This is a genomic window from Pseudomonas sp. SL4(2022) (assembly GCF_026625725.1).
Lineage (GTDB): Bacteria > Pseudomonadota > Gammaproteobacteria > Pseudomonadales > Pseudomonadaceae > Aquipseudomonas.
The window spans coordinates 2,044,824-2,064,010 of record NZ_CP113060.1 but is presented as its reverse complement, the minus strand read 5'-3'; the positions used below and the strand labels follow the sequence as shown (position 1 = coordinate 2,064,010).

Sequence of the window (19,187 nt, the reverse complement as noted above, 5' to 3'; positions counted from 1 at the left end):
CGCGCATTGTAGCGGCAAGACCGGGGACGGTCATCTTGGTCTTGGCTGCCTGTTAGGCAGCCGGCGGATTACGCCGCTCTGCGGCTCGCACACCCTAGCCGATGCGCCGGGCCGAGCGGCGGATCAACAAAATGACCGGCAACAAACCCACCAGCACCAGGGTCAGCGCCGGCAAGGCGGCGCGCGCCCATTCGCCTTCGCTGGTCATTTCAAACACCCGCACCGACAGCGTGTCCCAGCCAAACGGACGCATCAGCAGGGTGGCGGGCATTTCCTTGAGCACATCGACAAACACCAGCAGCGCCGCCGACAGCGCCCCCGGCACCAGCAGGGGCAGGTAGACCTTGAAGAAAAGCCCAACGCCGCCGACACCCAGGCTGCGCGACGCTTCCGGCAAGGAGGGGCGAATGCGCGCCAGGCTGTTTTCCAGCGGCCCGTAGGCCACCGCCATAAAGCGGATCATGTAAGCCAGCAGCAGCGCCGAGAGGCTGCCGAGCAGAATCGGCTTGCCCGCACCGCCCAGCCAGCTGGACAGCGGAATCACCAGTTCGCGGTCCAGGTAACTGAACGCCAGCATGATGGCCACCGCCAGCATCGAGCCGGGCAAGGCATACCCCAGATTGGCCAGCCCGACCGTTGAACGCATCAAGCGTGTCGGGGCCAGACGCCGGGCGAACGCCAGCAGCAATGCCACACTAACGGTGATCAGCGCAGCCATCGCGCCCAAATAGAGGGTGTGCAGGATCAGCGCGCTGTAGCGCTCATCCAGATCGAAACGGCCGCGCTGCCAGAACCAGACAATCAGCTGCAGCACCGGGATAACAAAACCGCAGGCGAACACCAGCCCGCACCAGGCACTGGCGGCCAGCGCCTTGCCGCCCTTGAGGTGATACAACGCCTTGCCGCGCGGCCGCTCATTCACCGGACGCACCGAGCCCCGGGCGCGGCGCTCACCATAGAGCACCAGCATCACCGCCAGCAGCAGCAGGCTGGCCAGCTGGGTGGCGCTGGTCAGGCTGTAGAAGCTGTACCAGGTCTTGTAGATGGCGGTGGTGAAGGTGTCGAAGTTGAACACCGACACGGCACCAAAATCCGCCAGGGTTTCCATGATGGCCAGCGCCAGACCGGCGCCAATCGCCGGGCGTGCCATCGGCAGAGCGACACGCCAGAACGCCCGCCAGGGGCTCAGGCCGAGCACTCGCGCGGCTTCCATCAAGCCCTTGCCCTGGGCCAGAAAGGCATTGCGTGCGAGCAGGTAAACGTAGGGATAGAACACCAGCACCAGGACGATGATCACCCCACCGGTTGAGCGCACCCGAGGAAAACGCACGCCGCTGCCGAACCACTCACGCAGCAGGGTTTGCAGCGGCCCGGCGAAATCCAGCAGGCCGACAAACACGAACGCCAGCACATAAGCGGGAATGGCAAATGGCAGCATCAACGCCCAGTCCAGCCAGCGCCTGCCGGGGAACTCACAAAGGCTGGTGAGCCAGGCCAGGCTCACGCCAAGCAACGTCACGCCAACGCCTACGCCGAAGACCAATACCAGGGTATTGCCGAGCAGGCGCGGCAACTGGGTTTGCCAGAGGTGCGTCCAGATTTGCCGATCGACCTCGTGCCAGCTGAACAGCAGCACGCTCAGCGGCAGCAGCACCAGCAAGGCAACAGCAAGGGCGATGGGGTACCAGCGGCGCTGGGCAGGATGGGCCACGCAAATTCCTCAGACTGAAAACACAACGCCCCGGACTGGGCCGGGGCGTCGAGTATAACGAGGTAGGATGGGTTGAGGCGCGTAGCGTCGATACCCATCGCATCGGAACTCGATGGGTATCGCTGCGCTCGACCTACGCGGTCCGACCCATCCTACGAGCTGGAGCGGCGAAAGCCTGAGGCTTACTGCCAGCCCGCGCGATCCATCAGCATGGTCGCTTCGGCCTGGCGCTTGCCGGCCACTTCGGTGGCGATCGAGTCGGCCTTAAAGGTGCCCCAAGCAGCGACTTCCTTGGACGGTGCGACCGCCGGGTTGGCCGGGAACTCCTGGTTAACGCCGGCGAAGATGGTCTGCGCTTCTTCGGTGGTCATCCACTCCAGCAGCTTGCGTGCGGCTTCGGCGTGCGGTGCGTGCTTGGTCACACCGGCACCGGCCAGGTTGACGTGCACGCCACGGTCGTTCTGGTTCGGCCAGTACGGCTTCACTTTCAGATCAGGCTGCTGCTGATGCAGGCGGCCGTAGTAGTAGGTGTTGGTGATGCCGACGTCGCACTGACCAGCATCGATGGCCTGCAGCAGCGCGGTGTCATCGGCAAACACGTCGGTGGCCAGGTTGTTGACCCAACCCTTGATAATTTCTTCAGTCTTGGCCGCACCATGGGTTTCGATCAGGGTGGCGGTCAGCGACTGGTTGTAGACCTTCTTGCTGGTACGCAGGCACAGACGGCCTTCCCAGTTCTTGTCGGCCAGGGCTTCGTAGGTGCTCAGTTCGCTCGGTTTAACCCGCTCGGTGGAATAGAAAATGGTTCGTGCGCGCAGCGACAGGCCGGTCCAGCTGTCAGTGCTCGAGCGGTACTGAGCGGGGATATTGGCGTTGATCAGCTCGGACTTAGTCGGCTGCAGCACGCCTTCCTGCTCGGCTTGCCAGAGGTTGCCGGCGTCGACGGTGATCAGCAGGTCAGCCGGGGTATTGGCGCCTTCGGCTTTCAGGCGGGCGATCAGCGGCGCTTCCTTGTCGGTGATGAACTTGACCTTGACCCCGGTTTTCGCGGTGTAGGCATCGAACACCGGCTTGATCAGCTCGTCGATACGCGAGGAATACACCACCACTTCATCGGCGGCCTGCGCAGTACTGGTCAACGCGGTGAGAGAGAGTGCGGCGAACAAGCCTTTGCTTACCTGCATGGTGTAATGCCTCTTGGTATAGACGAGTTAAGGTGCCAAATACTAGTGAATGGCATTTAGGTTCTCAACTCGTTATCTATTTAAACCTGTAACAAGTGCCTTCAATCCGCCTATGCCACTGCCTGCTGCGCGGCCAACTGCTTGGCCTGCTCGCGCAGGACAAACTTCTGCACCTTACCGGTGCTGGTCTTTGGCAGACTGGTAAACACCACGCAGCCCGGCACCTTGAAACGCGCCATGCGCATCTGACAGAAGGCAATCACCTCCTCGGCCGTCAGCTCGGCACCCGGTTTGAGGGTGACGAAGGCGCAGGGTGTTTCGCCCCATTTGGCATGGGCCATGGCCACCACGGCGGCTTCGAGGATCTGCGGATGGCGATACAGCACGTCCTCCACCTCAATGGACGAGATGTTCTCGCCACCGGAAATGATGATGTCTTTGCTGCGGTCCTTGATCTCCACATAGCCGTCGGCGTGCCACACGGCCAAGTCGCCGGAGTGGAACCAACCACCGGCAAAGGCTTCGGCAGTGGCTGAGGGGTTTTTCAGGTAGCCCTTCATCACCACGTTGCCACGCATCATGATCTCGCCGATGGTCTGGCCGTCTTTCGGCACCGGTTGCAGGGTATCGGGATCGGCCACCATCAAGCCGTCGAGCAACGGCGCACGCACGCCCTGGCGGGATTTCAGGCGCGCGCGCTGCTCAGGGGTTTCGCTGTCCCACTCGCTTTTCCACTCGCAGGCCACGCTGGGGCCGTAGGTTTCGGTCAGGCCGTAGACGTGGGTGACGCGGAACGCCAGCGCCTCCATGGCTTCGATCACTGCCGCAGGCGGCGCAGCGCCAGCAGTCAGCACCTTAACCGGACGAGTCTTCAGCGCCTTTAAATCATCGGCGGCGTTGGCCAGCATATTCAGCACAATCGGCGCGCCGCAGAAATGATCGACGCCATGCTCGGCAATCGCCGGGTAAATGGCTTCGGCGCGCACATGGCGCAAGCACACGTTAACGCCGACATACGCCGCCAACGCCCACGGAAAGCACCAGCCATTGCAGTGGAACATTGGCAGCGTCCACAGGTACACCGGGAAGCGGCTCATGTCCCAGCACATGGCGTTGGACAGGGCATTCAGGTGCGCGCCACGGTGGTGGTATACCACGCCCTTGGGGTTGCCGGTGGTGCCCGAGGTGTAATTGAGGGAGATCGCCTGCCACTCGTCCGCCGGCAACTGCCAGGCATAATCCGGATCACCTTCGGCCAGCAGCGCCTCGTACTCCACCTGACCGATCAGCAGGCCCTCGGCGTATTCCGCATCATCGATGCCAATCACCAGCGGCGGCTGTGGCAAATGGCCGACCACGCGCTGCGCCAGTTCGCCGAACTCCTTGTCCACCAGCAGCACCTTGGCTTCGCCGTGTTGCAGGATAAAGGCGATGGCTTCGGCATCCAGGCGGGTGTTGATGGCATTCAGCACCGCGCCGCACATCGGCACGCCGAAGTGCGCTTCAAACATCGCAGGGCCATTGGGCGCGATCACCGCCACCGTGTCGCCCAGGCCGATGCCGCGCTGGGCCAGCGCCGAGGCCAGACGAATGCTGCGGCTGTAGGTTTCGCCCCAGGTCTGACGCAGGCGGCCGTTGATCAGCGCCAAACGCTGCGGATAGACGCTGGCGGCGCGCTCCAGAAAACTCAGCGGGCTGAGCGCCTGAAAATTCGCCGCATCGCGCGGCATACCGTACTCGTAGGGATTGACGCTGTGCATGGTTGTTCTCCAGCTGAACCTCGGGCTGGAGAAACCCTAACAGTGCTGGGGTTTTAACGCTGCGCGACCTTGGTCGAAACCGTGACTCGCAAGTCAGCAATCACGTCAGCATAGGCATCCAACTAGCCATGCTGGACGCTCACCCACGGCGCACCACGCGTTCTAGAGCGTTCCGGCAGCATGACAAACCGCCATAGCCTCACCTCAGTTTGTCTGGCGTTATCTTTTCAAGGAGTTATCGAGTGACCTCACGCTTACCTGTGATCGTTGGTTTTGGTGGCTATAACGCGGCCGGGCGCAGCTCCTTCCACCATGGCTTCCGCCGTACTGTAATCGAGTCGATGAACACGCCGGCGCGTCAGCAGACCCTCGCCGGTCTGGCGGTGATGATGAAACTGGTCAAGGTAGTCGATGGCCACTATCAGGATGACGCCGGCAACACCCTGAGCCTGGCCGAGATCGACAGCCGCTTCGCCGAGCAGATTCTCGCCTCGACCCTGGTGCGTCGTATCGAGAAGCAGCACCTGGATGTCGACGCCGCGCACTGGCAGAAGACCATCGATATCAGCGCCACCGCCGGTCAGCCGCTGAGCTTTATCACCCTGCGCAAGCACCTGCCCGAGCCGCTGCCATCCGACTGGACGGTGGACGAGTTAAACGCCAGCGAAGTACTGGTGACCCTACACGACAACTGCGAATTCAAGGTCGACAGCTACCGCGCCCTGCCGGTGAAATCCGCCGGGCAGCTGCCCAGCGGCTTCGAACCGAGCGAGCTGTACAACGCGCGCTTCCATCCGCGCGGCCTGGCCATGACCATTGTCGGCGTTACCGACGCCCTGCGCGCCATCGGCATCGATTGGCAGACCATCATGCAGCACGTGGCGCCGGACGAAGTCGCGGTGTTTGCCGGCAGCATCATGAGTCAGCTCGACGAAAACGGCTTCGGCGGCCTGATGCAGTCGCGCCTCAAGGGTGGTCGCGTCACCGCCAAGCAGTTGGCCCTGGGCCTGAACACCATGCCGGCGGACTTTATCAACGCCTATGTACTGGGCAGCGTCGGCACCACCGGCAGCGTCACCGGCGCCTGCGCCACCTTCCTTTATAACCTGCAGAAAGGCATCGAGCTGATCAGTTCGGGCAAGGCGCGGGTGGCCATCGTCGGCAACAGCGAAGCGCCGATCAATCAGGAATGCATCGAGGGTTACGGCGCCATGGGCGCGCTGGCCACCGAAGACGGCCTGCGCCAGATCGAAGGTAAGGATTCGGTCGACTTCCGCCGCGCCAGCCGCCCGTTTGGCGAAAACTGCGGCTTTACCCTGGCCGAAGCCTGCCAGTTCGTGGTGCTGATGGACGACGCCCTAGCCTTGGAGCTGGGCGCCGATATCCATGGCGCGGTGCCGGATGTGTTTATCAACGCCGACGGTTTCAAGAAGTCCATCTCCGCCCCTGGCCCCGGCAACTACCTGACCGTGGCCAAGGCCGTGGCCAGCGCCGTGCAACTGTTGGGCATCGACGCAGTGCGTGAGCGCAGCTTTGTGCATGCCCACGGTTCCAGCACCCCGGCCAACCGGGTGACCGAATCGGAAATCCTCGACCGCGTGGCCAGCGCCTTCGCCATCAAGCAGTGGCCGGTGACGGCGGTGAAAGCCTTTGTTGGCCACTCCCTGGCCACCGCCAGTGGTGATCAGGTGATCTCCGCCCTGGGCAGCTTCAAGTACGGCATCATCCCCGGCATCAAGACCATCGACGCGGTAGCCGAAGACGTGCACCAACAGCACCTGAGCTTTGCCACCGCCGACCGCACCCTCGCGCCCGAGCAGCTGGATCTGTGCGTAATCAACTCCAAGGGTTTTGGCGGCAACAACGCCAGCGCCCTGCTGCTGGCGCCGCATGTGGCCGAACGCATGCTGCGCAAGCGCCACGGCGAAGCGGCCTTTGCTGCCTACCTGCAGCGACGCGAAGCCACGCGCCACACCGCTCAGGCCTACGACGCGCAGGCGCTGCTGGGGGATCTGGGGATTATCTATAACTTCGGCAACGACCTGATCGACGATAAGCAGATCGAGATCAACTGCGAGCAGATCAAGGTACCGGGCTTTGCCCAGCCGCTGGTGTTCAAGAAGGACGAACGCTACGGCGATATGCTCGACTGAACGTCAGTGATGGGTTACGCCTGCGGCTAACCCATCCTACGGCCACGTCTTAATCCAACGCGCGGGCCAGCTGGATCAGCTCGGCGCGCCAGGCAGCGGCCGCTGGCAGCGCCAGAAAATACGGATTGAGCAACGACTCGCGCGCCTCATAGGTCAGCGCCTCGCCCTTAAGAGTCAGCACCTCGCCGCCCGCCCCTTCCAGCACGCCTTGCGCCGCCGCGGTGTCCCACTGCGAGGTCGGCGCCAGGCGCGGGTAGCAATCGGCGTTGCCTTCAGCCAGCTGGCAGAACTTCAGCGAGCTGCCGACATTGGCCAGTTGCAGATCACCAAAGCGCTCGCTCAACCCGGTCAACAACGCTTCCTGCGCCGGGCTGGAATGGCGGCGGCTGGCCACCAGAGTAAAGGCCTCCTGCGGGGCCAGACGCACACGAATCGGCTCAGCCGTACCTGCCGCATCCGCGCGCCAAGCCCCAAGACCGGCACCGCCGTAATAGCACTGGCCGGTGGCCGGAATGCCGACCACGCCAAACACCACGCGACCCTGTTCGATCAACGCGACGTTGACGGTGAACTCCTCGGAGCCAGCGATAAATTCCTTGGTGCCATCCAGCGGGTCAACCAGCCACCAGCGCGACCACTGCGTACGGGTGCTCAGGGCAATATCGGCCGCTTCTTCGGACAGCACCGGAATGTCAGCCGCCAAGGCCAGCAGGCCGTCATTCAGAATATGGTGCGCGGCCATGTCGGCAGCCGTGACCGGCGACGCATCGGCTTTTTCATTCACCGTCACATCGGCGCGCCAATGCGGCAATGTTGCCGCGCCAGCCTGACGCACCAGTTCAATCACAGCAGGGATCAGCGGATGGGGCATGGTTTGGCTCATGGTTTAAAGATCCCACGCTGAGTCAGTACATCGCGGGCCAGGTACAACGCCGCCAGGGCGCGACCTTCGGTAAATTGAGGATGCTGGATCAAGCTCGACAGCTCGCGCAGGCTGGTCTGGTCGACGCGCATCGGCTCGGGCTCATCGCCCGGCAGGCGTTCTTCATAGAGGTCCGAGGCCAGCACCACCTGAATCTTCTGGCTCATATAACCCGGCGACAGGCTCAGCTCGGCCAGCAGCTCAAGCTTATGCGCGCCAAAGCCGGCTTCTTCTTTCAGCTCGCGGTTGGCCGCGTCCAGCACGTCCTCGCCCGGTTCGATCAGCCCTTTGGGCAGGGACAACTGATAGTCATCGGTGCCGCCGCAGTATTCCTCGACCAGCAGCGCGTGCTCGGCATCGACCATCGCCACCACCATCACCGCACCATAGCCGGAACCCTTGCCCACCAGCCGCTCGTAGGTGCGCTCCACGCCGTTGCTGAAGCGCAGTTGCAGCTCCTCAACGCGGAACAAGCGGCTGCTGGCGACAATTTCGCGAGCGAGTACGGTGGGTTTCTGACGCATGGGGCGGCTCCTGGGCAGGACATAGCGGGTTATCATAGCGCGGCTTTTCCTATTATCTGCGTAGGAGATTGCGCGATCACGACGCCCACGGCGCAAATCGCGACCGCCTGCGCATCTACCAGAAGAACTGCGCATGCCTGCCTTGCCCTGGAACGCCATCGACACCGTCCTGCTGGATATGGACGGCACCTTGCTAGACCTGCACTTCGACAACCACTTCTGGTTGCAGCACCTGCCGCAGCGCTATGCCGAGCACCACGGTGTCAGCCGCGCGCTGGCCGAAGCCGAACTGCTGCCGCTGTTTCGCGAGCACGCCGGCACGCTCAACTGGTACTGCACGGATTTCTGGAGCCGTGAGCTGAACCTGTCGATCCGCGACCTAAAGCGCGAAGTCGCGCACCTGATCGCCCTGCGCCCCGACGCCGACACCTTTATTCAGGCCCTGCGCCAGGCCGGCAAGCAGGTGGTCATGATTACCAACGCGCACCGCGACTCGCTGTCGCTGAAGCTGGAACGCATCGAACTGGCGCCCTACTTCGACCGGCTGATCAGCTCCCACGACTATGGCTTCCCCAAGGAAGACCAGCAGTTCTGGCACGCCCTGCAGCAGGACATCAGCTTCACACCGGCGCGCAGTTTGTTTATCGATGACAGCCTGCCAATCCTGCGCAGCGCCGGGCGCTTTGGCGTCGGCCACCTGCTCGCCGTGCGCCAGCCCGATAGCCAGGCGGGGCCGAAGGACACCGAGGAATTTGCAGCCGTCGAAGACTACCGCGCACTGGTGCAGGGGCTTTAACCTCATACCCGTTGGCCGCCCTAGGACGTTGAGGATGCATCATGGATATCAAACAGCTGAAATTCCTCATCGCCCTGGATGAAACCCGCCACTTTGGCCAGGCCGCCGCGCGTTGCCATATCACCCAGCCAACCCTGTCGATGCGCTTGCGTCAGTTGGAAGACGAACTGGGCCTTGAGTTGGTGCGCCGTGGCCAACGTTTCGAAGGGTTCAGTGCCGAGGGTGAGCGCATTCTGGCCTGGGCGCGCAGCCTGATGGCCGCGCACGATGGCCTGTATGCCGAAGCGGCCGCCTGCCGTGGCCAGCTGGTCGGCACCTTGCGTTTGGGCGTGGTGCCACTGGCCGGTTTCGATCCGATGCGCCTGGTGCAGTTTTTCGCTGAGCAGCATGCCGGGCTGCGCTTTCAGTTGTTTGCCCTGAGCAGCGAGGAAATACTCGAACGCCTTGGGCGTAATCAGCTCGACCTTGGCCTGTCCTACCTTGATCGCCTCAACCCGGAACACTTCGACAGCCTGGAGCTGGCGGAAACGCGCATGGGCTTGCTGCATGACCGTCGACATTTTCAGTTCACCGACCCGTCCCTGCGCTGGGAAAGCCTGATCGACCTACCCCTCGGGCTGCTTTCGGCCGGCATGCATTTTCGCCAGTCCATCGACCACAGCTTCCGCTCCCGTGGCCTGACGCCCAGCCCACGACTGGAAACCGATGCCGTACATCAACTGCTGCAAGCGGTCAGCGCCGGGCTGTGCTGCGCGATCATGCCGCTCAACGGCGGCCTGGCCGAGTTCACCGAGCACTTGGCGCTCACGCCGATTGAGGACGCCCACACCCTCGCCCCGCTGGGCCTGATCCTGCGCCGCAGCGCACCGCGCTCGGCCCTGGCCGAAGCCTGCTTTGCCGAAGCGCAGACACTTTTACCGGGCGCGACAGGTTGAAAGGCTCAGGCTTGAAGCCTTGATAGATGCTGTCGATCACAAGATCGGCAACAGCGATTAGACGCCCCCGTTAGAGCGGCCTAGGCTGGCGCTATTGCCTCGCTGCCGGGAAGCCTGCTCATGCCACGTCACGCCCCGACCATCGCTAAAGAATCCGCGCCGATACTGCTGCCAGCGCCCACCTACTGCTATGTCGAACTAACGGACGCACCGCAGGACGGCGCCGCCGCGCTGGCCAGCGAAACCGCCCTGGCGATCAGCTACAACGGCATCAGCCACAGCGTGATGATGGTGTCGCCCAGCGACCTTGAAGACTTTATCTACGGTTTCAGCCTGAGTGCCGGTCTGATCGACAGCTTCGATGAGGTCTACGATATTCGCCTCCAGCAGCACGACAGCGCCATCAGCGCCGAGGTGCAGGTCAGCAACCGCGCCTTCTGGGCGCTCAAGCAGCAGCGCCGTACGCTGGCCGGCAACAGCGGCTGCGGCCTGTGCGGGGTGGAGGCGCTGGAACAAGCCCTGCCGCAATTGCCCAGCCTCACGCCCAGTCCCCTGCCGGCAGCCGCTCATTTACAAGGTTTGCGCACGCGCATTCAAACCGTACAAACCATGGCCCGCCACAGCGGCGCCGTGCATGCTGCGCTGTTTGTTGATGATCAGGGGCAGATCCGCCTGTGCCGCGAAGACATCGGCCGGCATAACGCCCTCGACAAGCTGCTCGGTGCCCTGCACCGCGCAGGGGAAAACCCGCGCCAGGGCTTTGCCGTGGTCACCAGCCGTTGCAGCCTGGAGCTGATCCACAAGGCCCTGCGCGCTGGCATCGGCACCCTGGTCAGCCTGTCTGCGCCGACCACCCTCAGCGTGCAGTGGGCGCGCCAGCACAACCTCAACCTGATTCACCTGCCCCAGCACAGCGCACCACGGGTCTACAGCCCGGCCGCATCCGGAGCCGCCCAGCCATGAGCCTGCAACCGATCAAGCCACGCTATAAACCCTACACCGGCGCCGCCGCCGGTTGGGGCGCGCTGCGCAGCGTGACGCACTTCTGGCTGGACAGTAAGCAGCCCTTCAAAAACCTGCGTGCCCTGCTCAAAACCAACCAGCACGGCGGCTTCGACTGCCCCGGCTGCGCCTGGGGTGATTCACCGGAAGACGGCCACATCAAGTTCTGCGAGAACGGCGCAAAAGCGGTCAACTGGGAAGCCACCAAGCGCCGTGTGGACGCCGCCTTTTTCGCCCGCTACAGCGTCAGCCAATTGCGTGAGCAAAGCGATTACTGGCTGGAATACCAGGGCCGCCTGACCGAACCGATGCGCTATGACGCCGCCAGCGATCATTACCAACCGATCAGCTGGGACGCCGCTTTCGCCCTGATCGCCGAGCACCTGAATGCGCTGCAAAGTCCTAATCAGGCCGAGTTCTACACCTCCGGCCGCGCCAGCAACGAAGCGGCCTACCTGTATCAACTGTTCGTCCGCGCCTTTGGCAGCAACAACTTTCCCGACTGCTCGAACATGTGCCACGAAGCCAGCGGCGTGGCCCTCGGGCAGAGCGTGGGCGTCGGCAAGGGCAGTGTGACCTTCGCTGATTTTGAGCACAGCGATGCGATCTTCGTGCTTGGGCAGAACCCCGGCACCAACCACCCGCGCATGCTTGAACCGCTGCGCGAGGCGGTCCAACGTGGCGCGCAAGTGGTGTGCTTCAACCCGCTGAAGGAGCGCGGTCTGGAGCGTTTTCAGCATCCGCAACATGCGCTGGAGATGCTCAGCAACGGCTCCGAACCGCTCAACACCGCGTTCTTCCGCCCGGCCTTGGGCGGCGATTTAGCCGCCCTGCGCGGCATGGCCAAGTTCCTCCTGCAATGGCACCGCGAAGCGCTGGCCCAGGGCGAGCCGGCGGTGTTCGACTTGGCGTTTATCGCGGAACACACCCACGGCGTGGACGACTATTTAGCGCTGCTGGATGCCAGCAGTTGGGATTCGCTGGTCGAGCAATCCGGCCTGAGCTTGGACGAACTGAAGCATGCCGCCCTGCTCTACCGCCGCGCCGAGCGGGTGATCATCTGCTGGGCCATGGGCATCACCCAGCACCACAACTCGGTGGCGACCATTCAGGAAATCGTCAACCTGCAACTGCTGCGCGGCAACCTCGGCCGCCCCGGCGCTGGCCTGTGCCCGGTGCGCGGCCACAGTAACGTGCAGGGCGACCGCACCATGGGCATCAATGAGCGCCCATCGGCAGCCTTTCTCGATGCGCTGGAGCAACGCTTTAACTTCCAGGTGCCGCGCGCGCAGGGCCACAACACCGTCGAGGCGATCAACGCCATGCTCGACGGCCAGGCCAAAGTGTTTATCGGTTTGGGCGGCAACTTTGCCCAGGCCACCCCGGACAGCCCGCGCAGCCATGCCGCGCTGAGCAGCTGCGCGCTGACCGTGCAGATCAGCACCAAGCTCAACCGCAGCCACCTGACCACCGGAGCCGACGCGCTGATTTTGCCGTGCCTGGGCCGCACCGATATCGACCACCAGGCCGGCGGCCCGCAGGCGGTGACCGTGGAAGACTCGTTCAGCATGATCCACGCCTCCTACGGCCAGCTCGAACCGCTGTCGGCGCAGATGCGCTCGGAGCCGGCGATCATTGCCGGTATCGCCAAGGCTACGCTGGGTAACCATCCGGTGAACTGGGACGCGCTGATTGCCGATTACCGGCGCATCCGCGAGCTGATTGCCGACACCATTCCCGGCTTCAGCGACTTCAACCAGCGCCTGCAACACCCCGGCGGTTTCTACCTGGGCAACGCCGCTGCCGAACGCCGCTGGCTGACCGCCAGCCACAAGGCCAACTTCAAGGCCAATCCGCTGCCCGCCGACCTGCTGCCGCCGCAAGTGCGCAGCAGCGGGCAAACGCCGGACCTGATCCTGCAGACGCTGCGCTCCCACGATCAGTACAACACCACCATTTATGGTCTGGATGACCGCTACCGTGGGGTCAAAGGCCAGCGTCAGGTGCTGTTCGTCAACGAGGCCGACATCCTGCGCTTGGGTTTCCAGCCGGGGCAGCAGGTCGATATCCAGTCGATCTGGGATGACGGCATCGAGCGCAAGGTCATGGGCTTTACCCTGCTGGCCTTCGACATTCCCGCTGGCCAGGCCGCCGCCTACTACCCGGAAGCCAATCCGTTGGTGCCGCTGCAGAGTTTTGGCGCGGGCAGCTTTACCCCAACCTCGAAGTACGTGGCGATTCGCCTGCACGCGCATCAGGCGCCCATGCGCATTCTTTAACCGCCTGCCGAGTCCATCAGCAGCACCGTCAGCGCTGCGCGCAGGTTCTCGGGGATGCTCACCGGGCGGTTGCTCCTGCGGTCGACGAAGACGTGGACAAAACGTCCGGCCGCACAGGCTTCATCTTCATCGGCCTTGAACACGGCCAACTCGTACTGCACCGAACTGTTGCCCAGTTTGCCGACCCGCAGGCCGATTTCGATGCGCTCGGGGAAGGCGATGGAGGCAAAGTAATCACAGCTGGAACTGACCACAAAGCCCACCACGTTGCCGTGATGGATATCCAGGCCGCCGACTTCAATCAGGTAGGTGTTCACCGCGCTGTCGAAGAAGCTGTAGTAGGTGACGTTGTTGACGTGGCCGTAGACGTCGTTGTCATGCCAGCGCGTGGTGAGCGGCTGGAAGTGTCGGTAATCGCTGCGCAGGTGTTGGGGTTGGTTCATGGGGAATCCTTGGGCAAGAAGACCGTAGGGCGTGCATGCCGAAGGCTTGTACGCCATTTATCCAGCGGGAGGTGGACACGGCTACGCCATGTCCACCCTACGCGCTATGAATCAATACGCCACTTGGTAGATGGCCAACGCCTGGGCTTCGTTCACTTCGCGTGGGTTATTCACCAGCAAGCGCTGTTGCAGCATGGCGTCATGCGCCAGCGTCGGCAGCATGTCCTGCGGTACGCCGGCATCACGCAGACGCGTCGGCAGGCCGCTGCGCAGGCTGAAATCGGCCAGTGCGCCGATCAACTGCTCAGTCTGCTGAGTCGCGCTGCCCGCGCGTAGCTGATCCCCCAGCACCAGCGGTGCCAGCTCGGCATACAGCGGCGCGGCCACGCTGGCATTGAAGGCCAGCACATGCGGCAGCACCAGGGCGTTACTCAGGCCGTGGGGAATATGGAAATGCCCGCCCAGCGGATAGGCCAGTGCATGCACCGCTGCACAGGGCGCGTTGGCGAACGCCTGACCGGCCAGGCAAGAGCCCAGCAGCATGGCCTGACGCGCCTCGCGGTTGCCGCCGTTGTGCACCACTTCATCCAGGTTGGCCGCCAGCAGACGCAGCGCTTCGCGGGCCAGCAGGTCGGACAGCGGATTCTTTTTCAGCGCGCTGGTGTAGGCCTCAATGGCATGCACCATGGCATCGATACCGGTGGCGGCGGTGACCGCCGGCGGCAGGCCGAGGGTCAGCTCGGCATCGAGCAGCGCCAGGTCCGGCAGCAGCAGCGGCGAAACCACGCCCATCTTGGTGGTTTCACCGGTGGTGATGATGGAAATCTGCGTGACTTCCGAACCGGTGCCGGCGGTGGTCGGCACCAGAATCAGCGGCAAGCGCTGGCCTCGGGCATTGCCAACGCCGTAAATCTGCGCCAGCTCCTGGCCACAGTCGGGATGGGCCAGCAGCGCCACCAGCTTGGCCACGTCCATCGAACTGCCGCCGCCAAAGCCAACGATCAGCTGCGCGTTAAGCGCACGAGCCTGCGCAACCGCTGCCCGCAAAATCGCCTCGGGCGGGTCGGCGACCACCTGATCGAACACCTCGACGGTCAGCTCGGCGCGGGCAAAGCCTGGCAGCACATCCGCCAGCAGGCCGAGCTTGCTGATGCCCGGATCGGTGACGATCAGCACCCGCTGCGCACCGCGCTCGCGGCACAGCTCGGCCAGACGCCGGGACGCACCGATCTCGCACAGAATCTGCGCCGTGGTGGCAAAGCTAAAGGGCTGCATGGGGGTGATCCTCTTGTTGTAATAAATGGCTCGTACAGCAGCGTGAATTGCACTCACGCTACGCGCTTCGGTCAAAAAGCGAAACTCGCCTCATCCATAGCCATCAGGCAGTCAGCACCGCCCAGCAGCGACTCGCGATGGGCGCTGGCCCGTGGCAACACCCGGCGCAGGTAGAAGTCGGCCGACTGCAATTTGGCCTGGTAGAACGCCGCTTCGCCATGGCCCGCCTCCAGGGCATCCTGCGCCCGCGCCGCCGCCTGCAGCCAGAAGCCGGCCAGCAGCACATAAGCCGAATACTGGAGGAAATCCACCGACACCGCGCCGATCTCCTGCACATCGCGCTGACTAGCCGCAATCACTGCGCTGCTCAGCTCGCGCCACTCGCCCAGGCGCGCCTGCACGCTCTTGGCCATCTCGGCCAATGCCAGGCGGCCCGCTTGAGCGTCGCACAGTTCGCTGAACTCGGCCTGCAGCGCCGACAGCTCGGCACCGCCGTCACCGAGCACCTTGCGGCGGATATAGTCCAGCGCCTGAATGCCGTTGGTGCCTTCATACAACTGGGTAATACGGCTGTCGCGCATCAGCTGCTCGATGCCCCACTCGCGGATAAAACCATGGCCGCCATACACTTGCACGGCATGGCTGGCGACTTCCTGGCCCATGTCGGTGAAGAAGGCTTTGACGATCGGAATCAGCAGCGCCGCGCGCTTGCCGGCGGCCTTGCGCGCCGCGGCGTCCGGATGAGCGTGCTCCAGATCAAGCTGGCGCGCGCAGTAGACGGCGAGCATACGGCTGCCTTCGACCAGGCTTTTCTGCGTCAGCAGCATGCGCCGCACATCGGGGTGAACGATGATCGGATCGGCCGCCTTGCCCGGCTCCGCCGGCCCGCTCAGCGCGCGCGACTGCAGGCGCTCGCGGGCATACCGCAGCGCGCCCTGGAAGGCCGCTTCGCCGATGCCTAAGCCCTGCAAACCGACCTGAAAGCGCGCGTCGTTCATCATCGTGAACATGCAGGCCAGACCCTGGTTGGCTTCACCGATCAGCCAGCCGGTGGCGCCATCAAAATTCATCACGCAGGTGGACGCGCCCTTGATGCCCATCTTGTGCTCGATGGCGCCGCAAGACAGCGCATTGCGCTCGCCCGGCGTGCCATCGGCCGCGGCGATAAATTTCGGCACCAGCAGCAGGCTGATGCCCTTCACCCCGGCTGGCGCATCCGGCAGACGGGCGAGCACCAGATGAATGATGTTTTCCGAGAGGTTCTGCTCGCCGCCGCTGATAAAGATCTTGCTGCCGCTGACCTTGAAACTGCCATTCGCCTGCGGCTCGGCCTTGGTGCGCAGCAGGGCCAGGTCGGTGCCGGCCTGCGGCTCGGTCAGGCACATGGTGCCGGTCCATTGGCCGCTCACCAGCTTGTGCAGATAGGTGTCTTTAAGGGTTTCGCTGCCGTGCTTGTACAGCGCCAGCACCGCGCCTTCGGTCAGCCCGGAATACACGCGGAACGACAGCGAAGCGCCCATCAACATCTCGTGGAAGTTGCACGCAAGCATCTGCGGCAGCGCCTGGCCGCCGTATTCGCTCGGCCCGGTCATACTCGCCCAGCCGTTATCGACATATTGCTGATAGGCCTCGGCAAAGCCATCCGGCGTGCGCACCTGGCCATCGTTGAGCTGGCAACCCTGTTCATCACTGTTGCGATTCAGCGGCGCCACCACCTCGGCGGCGTAACGCGCGCCCTCCTCCAGCACGCCATCGATCAGCTCGCGGTCAAGGCCGTTGCCGAGCAGTTCACAGTGGCCGCTGATATCGAACAGCTCGTGCAGGACAAAACGCATATCGCGCAACGGGGCCTGGTAACTCATACCCGGCCCTCCTGCACGTCGGATACCCGCACGTCGGCGACCCGCACGTCGGCAAAGCGCTGGCCGCTGCTGGCCAGCTTTCCAATCAGGCGTGCCGGCAGCCAGTGCTCACCGAACGCCGCCTGCAGCGCCTTCAAACGGTCATGAATCGCCGCCACACCCTGGCTGTCGGCCCAGCTCATCGGCCCACCCTTGTCGGCGGGGAAGCCGTAGCCGTTGAGGTAGACCAGATCGATGTCGTGGCTGTTGGCGGCGATATTCTCTTCGAGGATTTTCGCCCCCTCGTTAACCAGTGCCAGCAGGCAGCGCTCGAGAATCTCTGAGGGGTCAATGTCGCGGCGCGTGAAACCCAGCTGTTCGGACACCTGCTGCACCAGCGCATCCACTTCAGGGTCGTGCTCGGCCTGGCGACTGCCTTCGGCGTAGCGGTAGTAGCCCATACGCGCCTTCTGGCCGAAACGGCCGAAGCCGCACAGGCGATTATCCACCTGCACCGCCGGATCATCCTGGCCCTTGCCGGCCAGCTCGCGGGCGCGCCACTCCAGGTCGATGCCGACTACGTCATACATGCGGAACGGGCCCATGGCGAAACCAAAGCCCTGCAACGCGGCGTCGACCTGATGCGGATAAGCCCCTTCGAGCAGCAGCATGCGCGCCTCGCGTACATAGGTGTGCAGCATGCGGTTGCCGATAAAGCCGTCGCAGTTACCCGCCACCACGCTGACTTTGCCAATGCGTTGGCCCAGGGCCAGTGCCGCGTCCAGTACCGCCGGCGCAGTCTTGGCACCACGCACGATTTCCAGCAGCTTCATGATGTGCGCCGGACTGAAGAAGTGCAGACCGAGCACGTCCTGCGGGCGCGCCGTAACGGCGGCAATCGCATCGATATCCAGCGCAGAGGTATTGCTGGCGAGGATCGCACCGGGCTTCAAGGTCGCATCGAGCGTACGAAAGATCTGCTGCTTGAGTTCAAGGTTCTCGTACACCGCTTCGATCACCAGATCGGCATCTGCCAGCGCGGCGTAGTCGCCCACCGGAGTGACGCAGGCCAGGCGCGCGACCGACTGCTCGGCGCTGATCCGTCCCAGCTTGAGGTTATGGGCATTGGTCTCGGCCACCACCTTCATGGCCTGCTCGAGCATCTGCGGGTTGTTGTCCAGCCACAGGACCTGAATGCCGGCGTTGGCCAGGCTCATAACGATACCGCGACCCATGGTGCCCGCGCCGATCACGGCGGCCTGTCGAACCTCGAATGCCTTGCTCATGTCCACTCCTCTGATTAGTGCCGAACGAAATGCCTGTGCTGCAAAGAAAATTCGCCAGCCACCTTAAGCAAGGCGCTACTATTTTTGAAATTTAGTCTTGTGATAAGTCGTATTCAGCAGATGAATTTCTCTACCTTCGATCTCAACCTGTTGCGCGTGTTCGATGCGCTGATGCGTGAGCAGAACGTTTCCCGCGCGGCCGAGCGCCTGGCCCTGAGCCAGCCGGCAGTCAGCAACGCGCTGAATCGCCTGCGCGAACTGCTCGACGACCCGCTGCTGGTGCGGGTGGGCCGCAGCATGCAGCCCACGCCGCGCGCCCAGGCGCTGGAAACGCCGATCCGCGCGGCCCTGCAGCAACTGGAACAGAGCCTCAGTGCCGGCGACGTGTTCGACCCGGCCAACAGCCGCCAGCACTTCAGCATCGCCGTCACCGACTATGTCGAGCTGATCTGCATGCCGCTCCTGCTTGAACAACTCAGCCAGCAGGCACCCGGCATGCGCATCGACATCCGCCACCTGAGCCCCAGCCTGCCGGCCGAAGCGCTGGACAAGGGCGAGCTGGACCTGGTGCTGGGGCGCTTCGAGGACATCCCCGCGCGCTTTGCCCGCCAGCACTGGATGAGTGAAACCCTGCAACTGGCGCTGCGCCGCGACCATCCCCTGGGCAATCAACCGATGGACCTGCCGACCTTTCTGCAGCTGCGCCACCTGTGGGTACACGGCGGTCAGACCCGCGGCATGGTCGACCAATGGCTGGGCGAACAGGGCCTGTGCAGGGAGATTCGCTACACCACGCCCAATTACCTGCAGGCCGCGCATATCGTCGCCAGCAGTGAACTGGTTGCCGTGCTGCCGACCCAACTGGCACGCCACTTTGCCCGCCTGCTGCCGCTGCAACTGTTCGAGCTGCCGTTCGCTCTCGGCCCGTTTCACCTGGAAATTGTCAGCCTGGCCCAGCGCCAACGCGACCCGGCACTGCAGTGGCTGATTGAACAGATCCAGCAGATCGGTCAGCGCTGATCACCCGGCAGCCGGACAAAGCCTTCCTATACTGACGGCTACTGTCGTGCGGCCTT

At 63.6% G+C, this 19,187-nt stretch carries 15 protein-coding genes; 6 read left to right on the top strand and 9 right to left on the bottom strand.

The genetic code is table 11. The features are described 5' to 3' along the window. Positions 1 to 94 precede the first annotated feature (94 nt). The 3 genes from OU997_RS09835 to OU997_RS09825 form a co-directional block, all read right to left on the bottom strand. Complete coding sequence (locus OU997_RS09835) at positions 95 to 1,711, bottom strand: ABC transporter permease (RefSeq protein WP_267809774.1); 1,617 nt, start codon at positions 1,709 to 1,711, stop codon at positions 95 to 97. Between the two features lie 182 nt (positions 1,712 to 1,893). Then, positions 1,894 to 2,895, bottom strand: coding sequence for an extracellular solute-binding protein (locus tag OU997_RS09830; RefSeq protein WP_267809773.1), 1,002 nt, complete (start codon positions 2,893 to 2,895; stop codon positions 1,894 to 1,896). Between the two features lie 110 nt (positions 2,896 to 3,005). After that, the gene (locus OU997_RS09825) at positions 3,006 to 4,655 is read right to left on the bottom strand and encodes an acyl-CoA synthetase (protein WP_267809772.1); all 1,650 of its coding nucleotides are present in this window, start codon (positions 4,653 to 4,655) and stop codon (positions 3,006 to 3,008) included. A 242-nt stretch (positions 4,656 to 4,897) separates the two neighbouring features. Between OU997_RS09825 and OU997_RS09820 the strand changes: the two genes are divergently transcribed. Next, entirely contained in the window at positions 4,898 to 6,808 is a 1,911-nt protein-coding gene (locus tag OU997_RS09820; RefSeq protein ID WP_267809771.1) for a beta-ketoacyl synthase, read from the top strand. A 49-nt stretch (positions 6,809 to 6,857) separates the two neighbouring features. Here OU997_RS09820 and cysQ read toward each other — a convergent pair whose 3' ends face one another. Together cysQ and nudE are read right to left on the bottom strand one after the other, a co-directional pair. Beyond that, entirely contained in the window at positions 6,858 to 7,679 is an 822-nt protein-coding gene (gene cysQ / locus OU997_RS09815) for a 3'(2'),5'-bisphosphate nucleotidase CysQ (protein ID WP_267809770.1), read from the bottom strand. Positions 7,680 to 7,687: 8 nt separating this feature from the next. Beyond that, the gene (gene nudE / locus OU997_RS09810) at positions 7,688 to 8,254 is read right to left on the bottom strand and encodes an ADP compounds hydrolase NudE (protein WP_267809769.1); all 567 of its coding nucleotides are present in this window, start codon (positions 8,252 to 8,254) and stop codon (positions 7,688 to 7,690) included. A gap of 133 nt (positions 8,255 to 8,387) precedes the next feature. Here nudE and yrfG point away from each other — a divergent pair, with 133 nt between their 5' ends. From yrfG to OU997_RS09790, 4 genes are all read left to right on the top strand, one after another. Then, a complete protein-coding gene (yrfG, locus tag OU997_RS09805; RefSeq protein WP_267809768.1) occupies positions 8,388 to 9,050 on the top strand; it encodes a GMP/IMP nucleotidase in 663 nt (220 codons plus the stop codon). Positions 9,051 to 9,091: 41 nt separating this feature from the next. Then, entirely contained in the window at positions 9,092 to 9,985 is an 894-nt protein-coding gene (locus tag OU997_RS09800) for a LysR family transcriptional regulator (RefSeq protein WP_267809767.1), read from the top strand. 120 nt (positions 9,986 to 10,105) lie between these two features. Then, positions 10,106 to 10,948: a formate dehydrogenase accessory sulfurtransferase FdhD gene (fdhD, locus tag OU997_RS09795; protein ID WP_267809766.1), complete on the top strand. Its 843-nt coding sequence runs from the start codon at positions 10,106 to 10,108 to the stop codon at positions 10,946 to 10,948. Beyond that, complete coding sequence (locus OU997_RS09790; protein WP_267809765.1) at positions 10,945 to 13,266, top strand: FdhF/YdeP family oxidoreductase; 2,322 nt, start codon at positions 10,945 to 10,947, stop codon at positions 13,264 to 13,266. Before fdhD ends, OU997_RS09790 begins: the two co-directional genes overlap by 4 nt. On the opposite strand, the gene OU997_RS09785 is transcribed toward OU997_RS09790, so the two are convergent. The 4 genes from OU997_RS09785 to OU997_RS09770 all read right to left on the bottom strand — a co-directional run bounded on the left by OU997_RS09785 (position 13,263) and on the right by OU997_RS09770 (position 18,111). Continuing rightward, positions 13,263 to 13,709: an acyl-CoA thioesterase gene (locus OU997_RS09785; RefSeq protein ID WP_267809764.1), complete on the bottom strand. Its 447-nt coding sequence runs from the start codon at positions 13,707 to 13,709 to the stop codon at positions 13,263 to 13,265. The two genes, OU997_RS09790 and OU997_RS09785, sit on opposite strands and share 4 nt — an antisense overlap. Positions 13,710 to 13,820: 111 nt before the next feature. Further along, positions 13,821 to 14,984 carry an iron-containing alcohol dehydrogenase gene (locus tag OU997_RS09780; protein ID WP_267809763.1) on the bottom strand — a complete coding sequence of 388 codons (1,164 nt, stop codon included), beginning with the start codon at positions 14,982 to 14,984 and terminating at the stop codon, positions 13,821 to 13,823. Positions 14,985 to 15,055: 71 nt separating this feature from the next. Then, positions 15,056 to 16,846: an acyl-CoA dehydrogenase C-terminal domain-containing protein gene (locus tag OU997_RS09775; RefSeq protein WP_267809762.1), complete on the bottom strand. Its 1,791-nt coding sequence runs from the start codon at positions 16,844 to 16,846 to the stop codon at positions 15,056 to 15,058. After that, positions 16,843 to 18,111 (bottom strand): 3-hydroxyacyl-CoA dehydrogenase, encoded by a 1,269-nt coding sequence (locus OU997_RS09770; RefSeq protein WP_267809761.1) that lies wholly within the window; start codon positions 18,109 to 18,111, stop codon positions 16,843 to 16,845. Before OU997_RS09770 ends, OU997_RS09775 begins: the two co-directional genes overlap by 4 nt. A gap of 120 nt (positions 18,112 to 18,231) precedes the next feature. Between OU997_RS09770 and OU997_RS09765 the strand changes: the two genes are divergently transcribed. Continuing rightward, the gene (locus tag OU997_RS09765) at positions 18,232 to 19,131 is read left to right on the top strand and encodes a LysR family transcriptional regulator (protein ID WP_267809886.1); all 900 of its coding nucleotides are present in this window, start codon (positions 18,232 to 18,234) and stop codon (positions 19,129 to 19,131) included. The last annotated feature ends 56 nt before the right edge of the window (positions 19,132 to 19,187 follow it).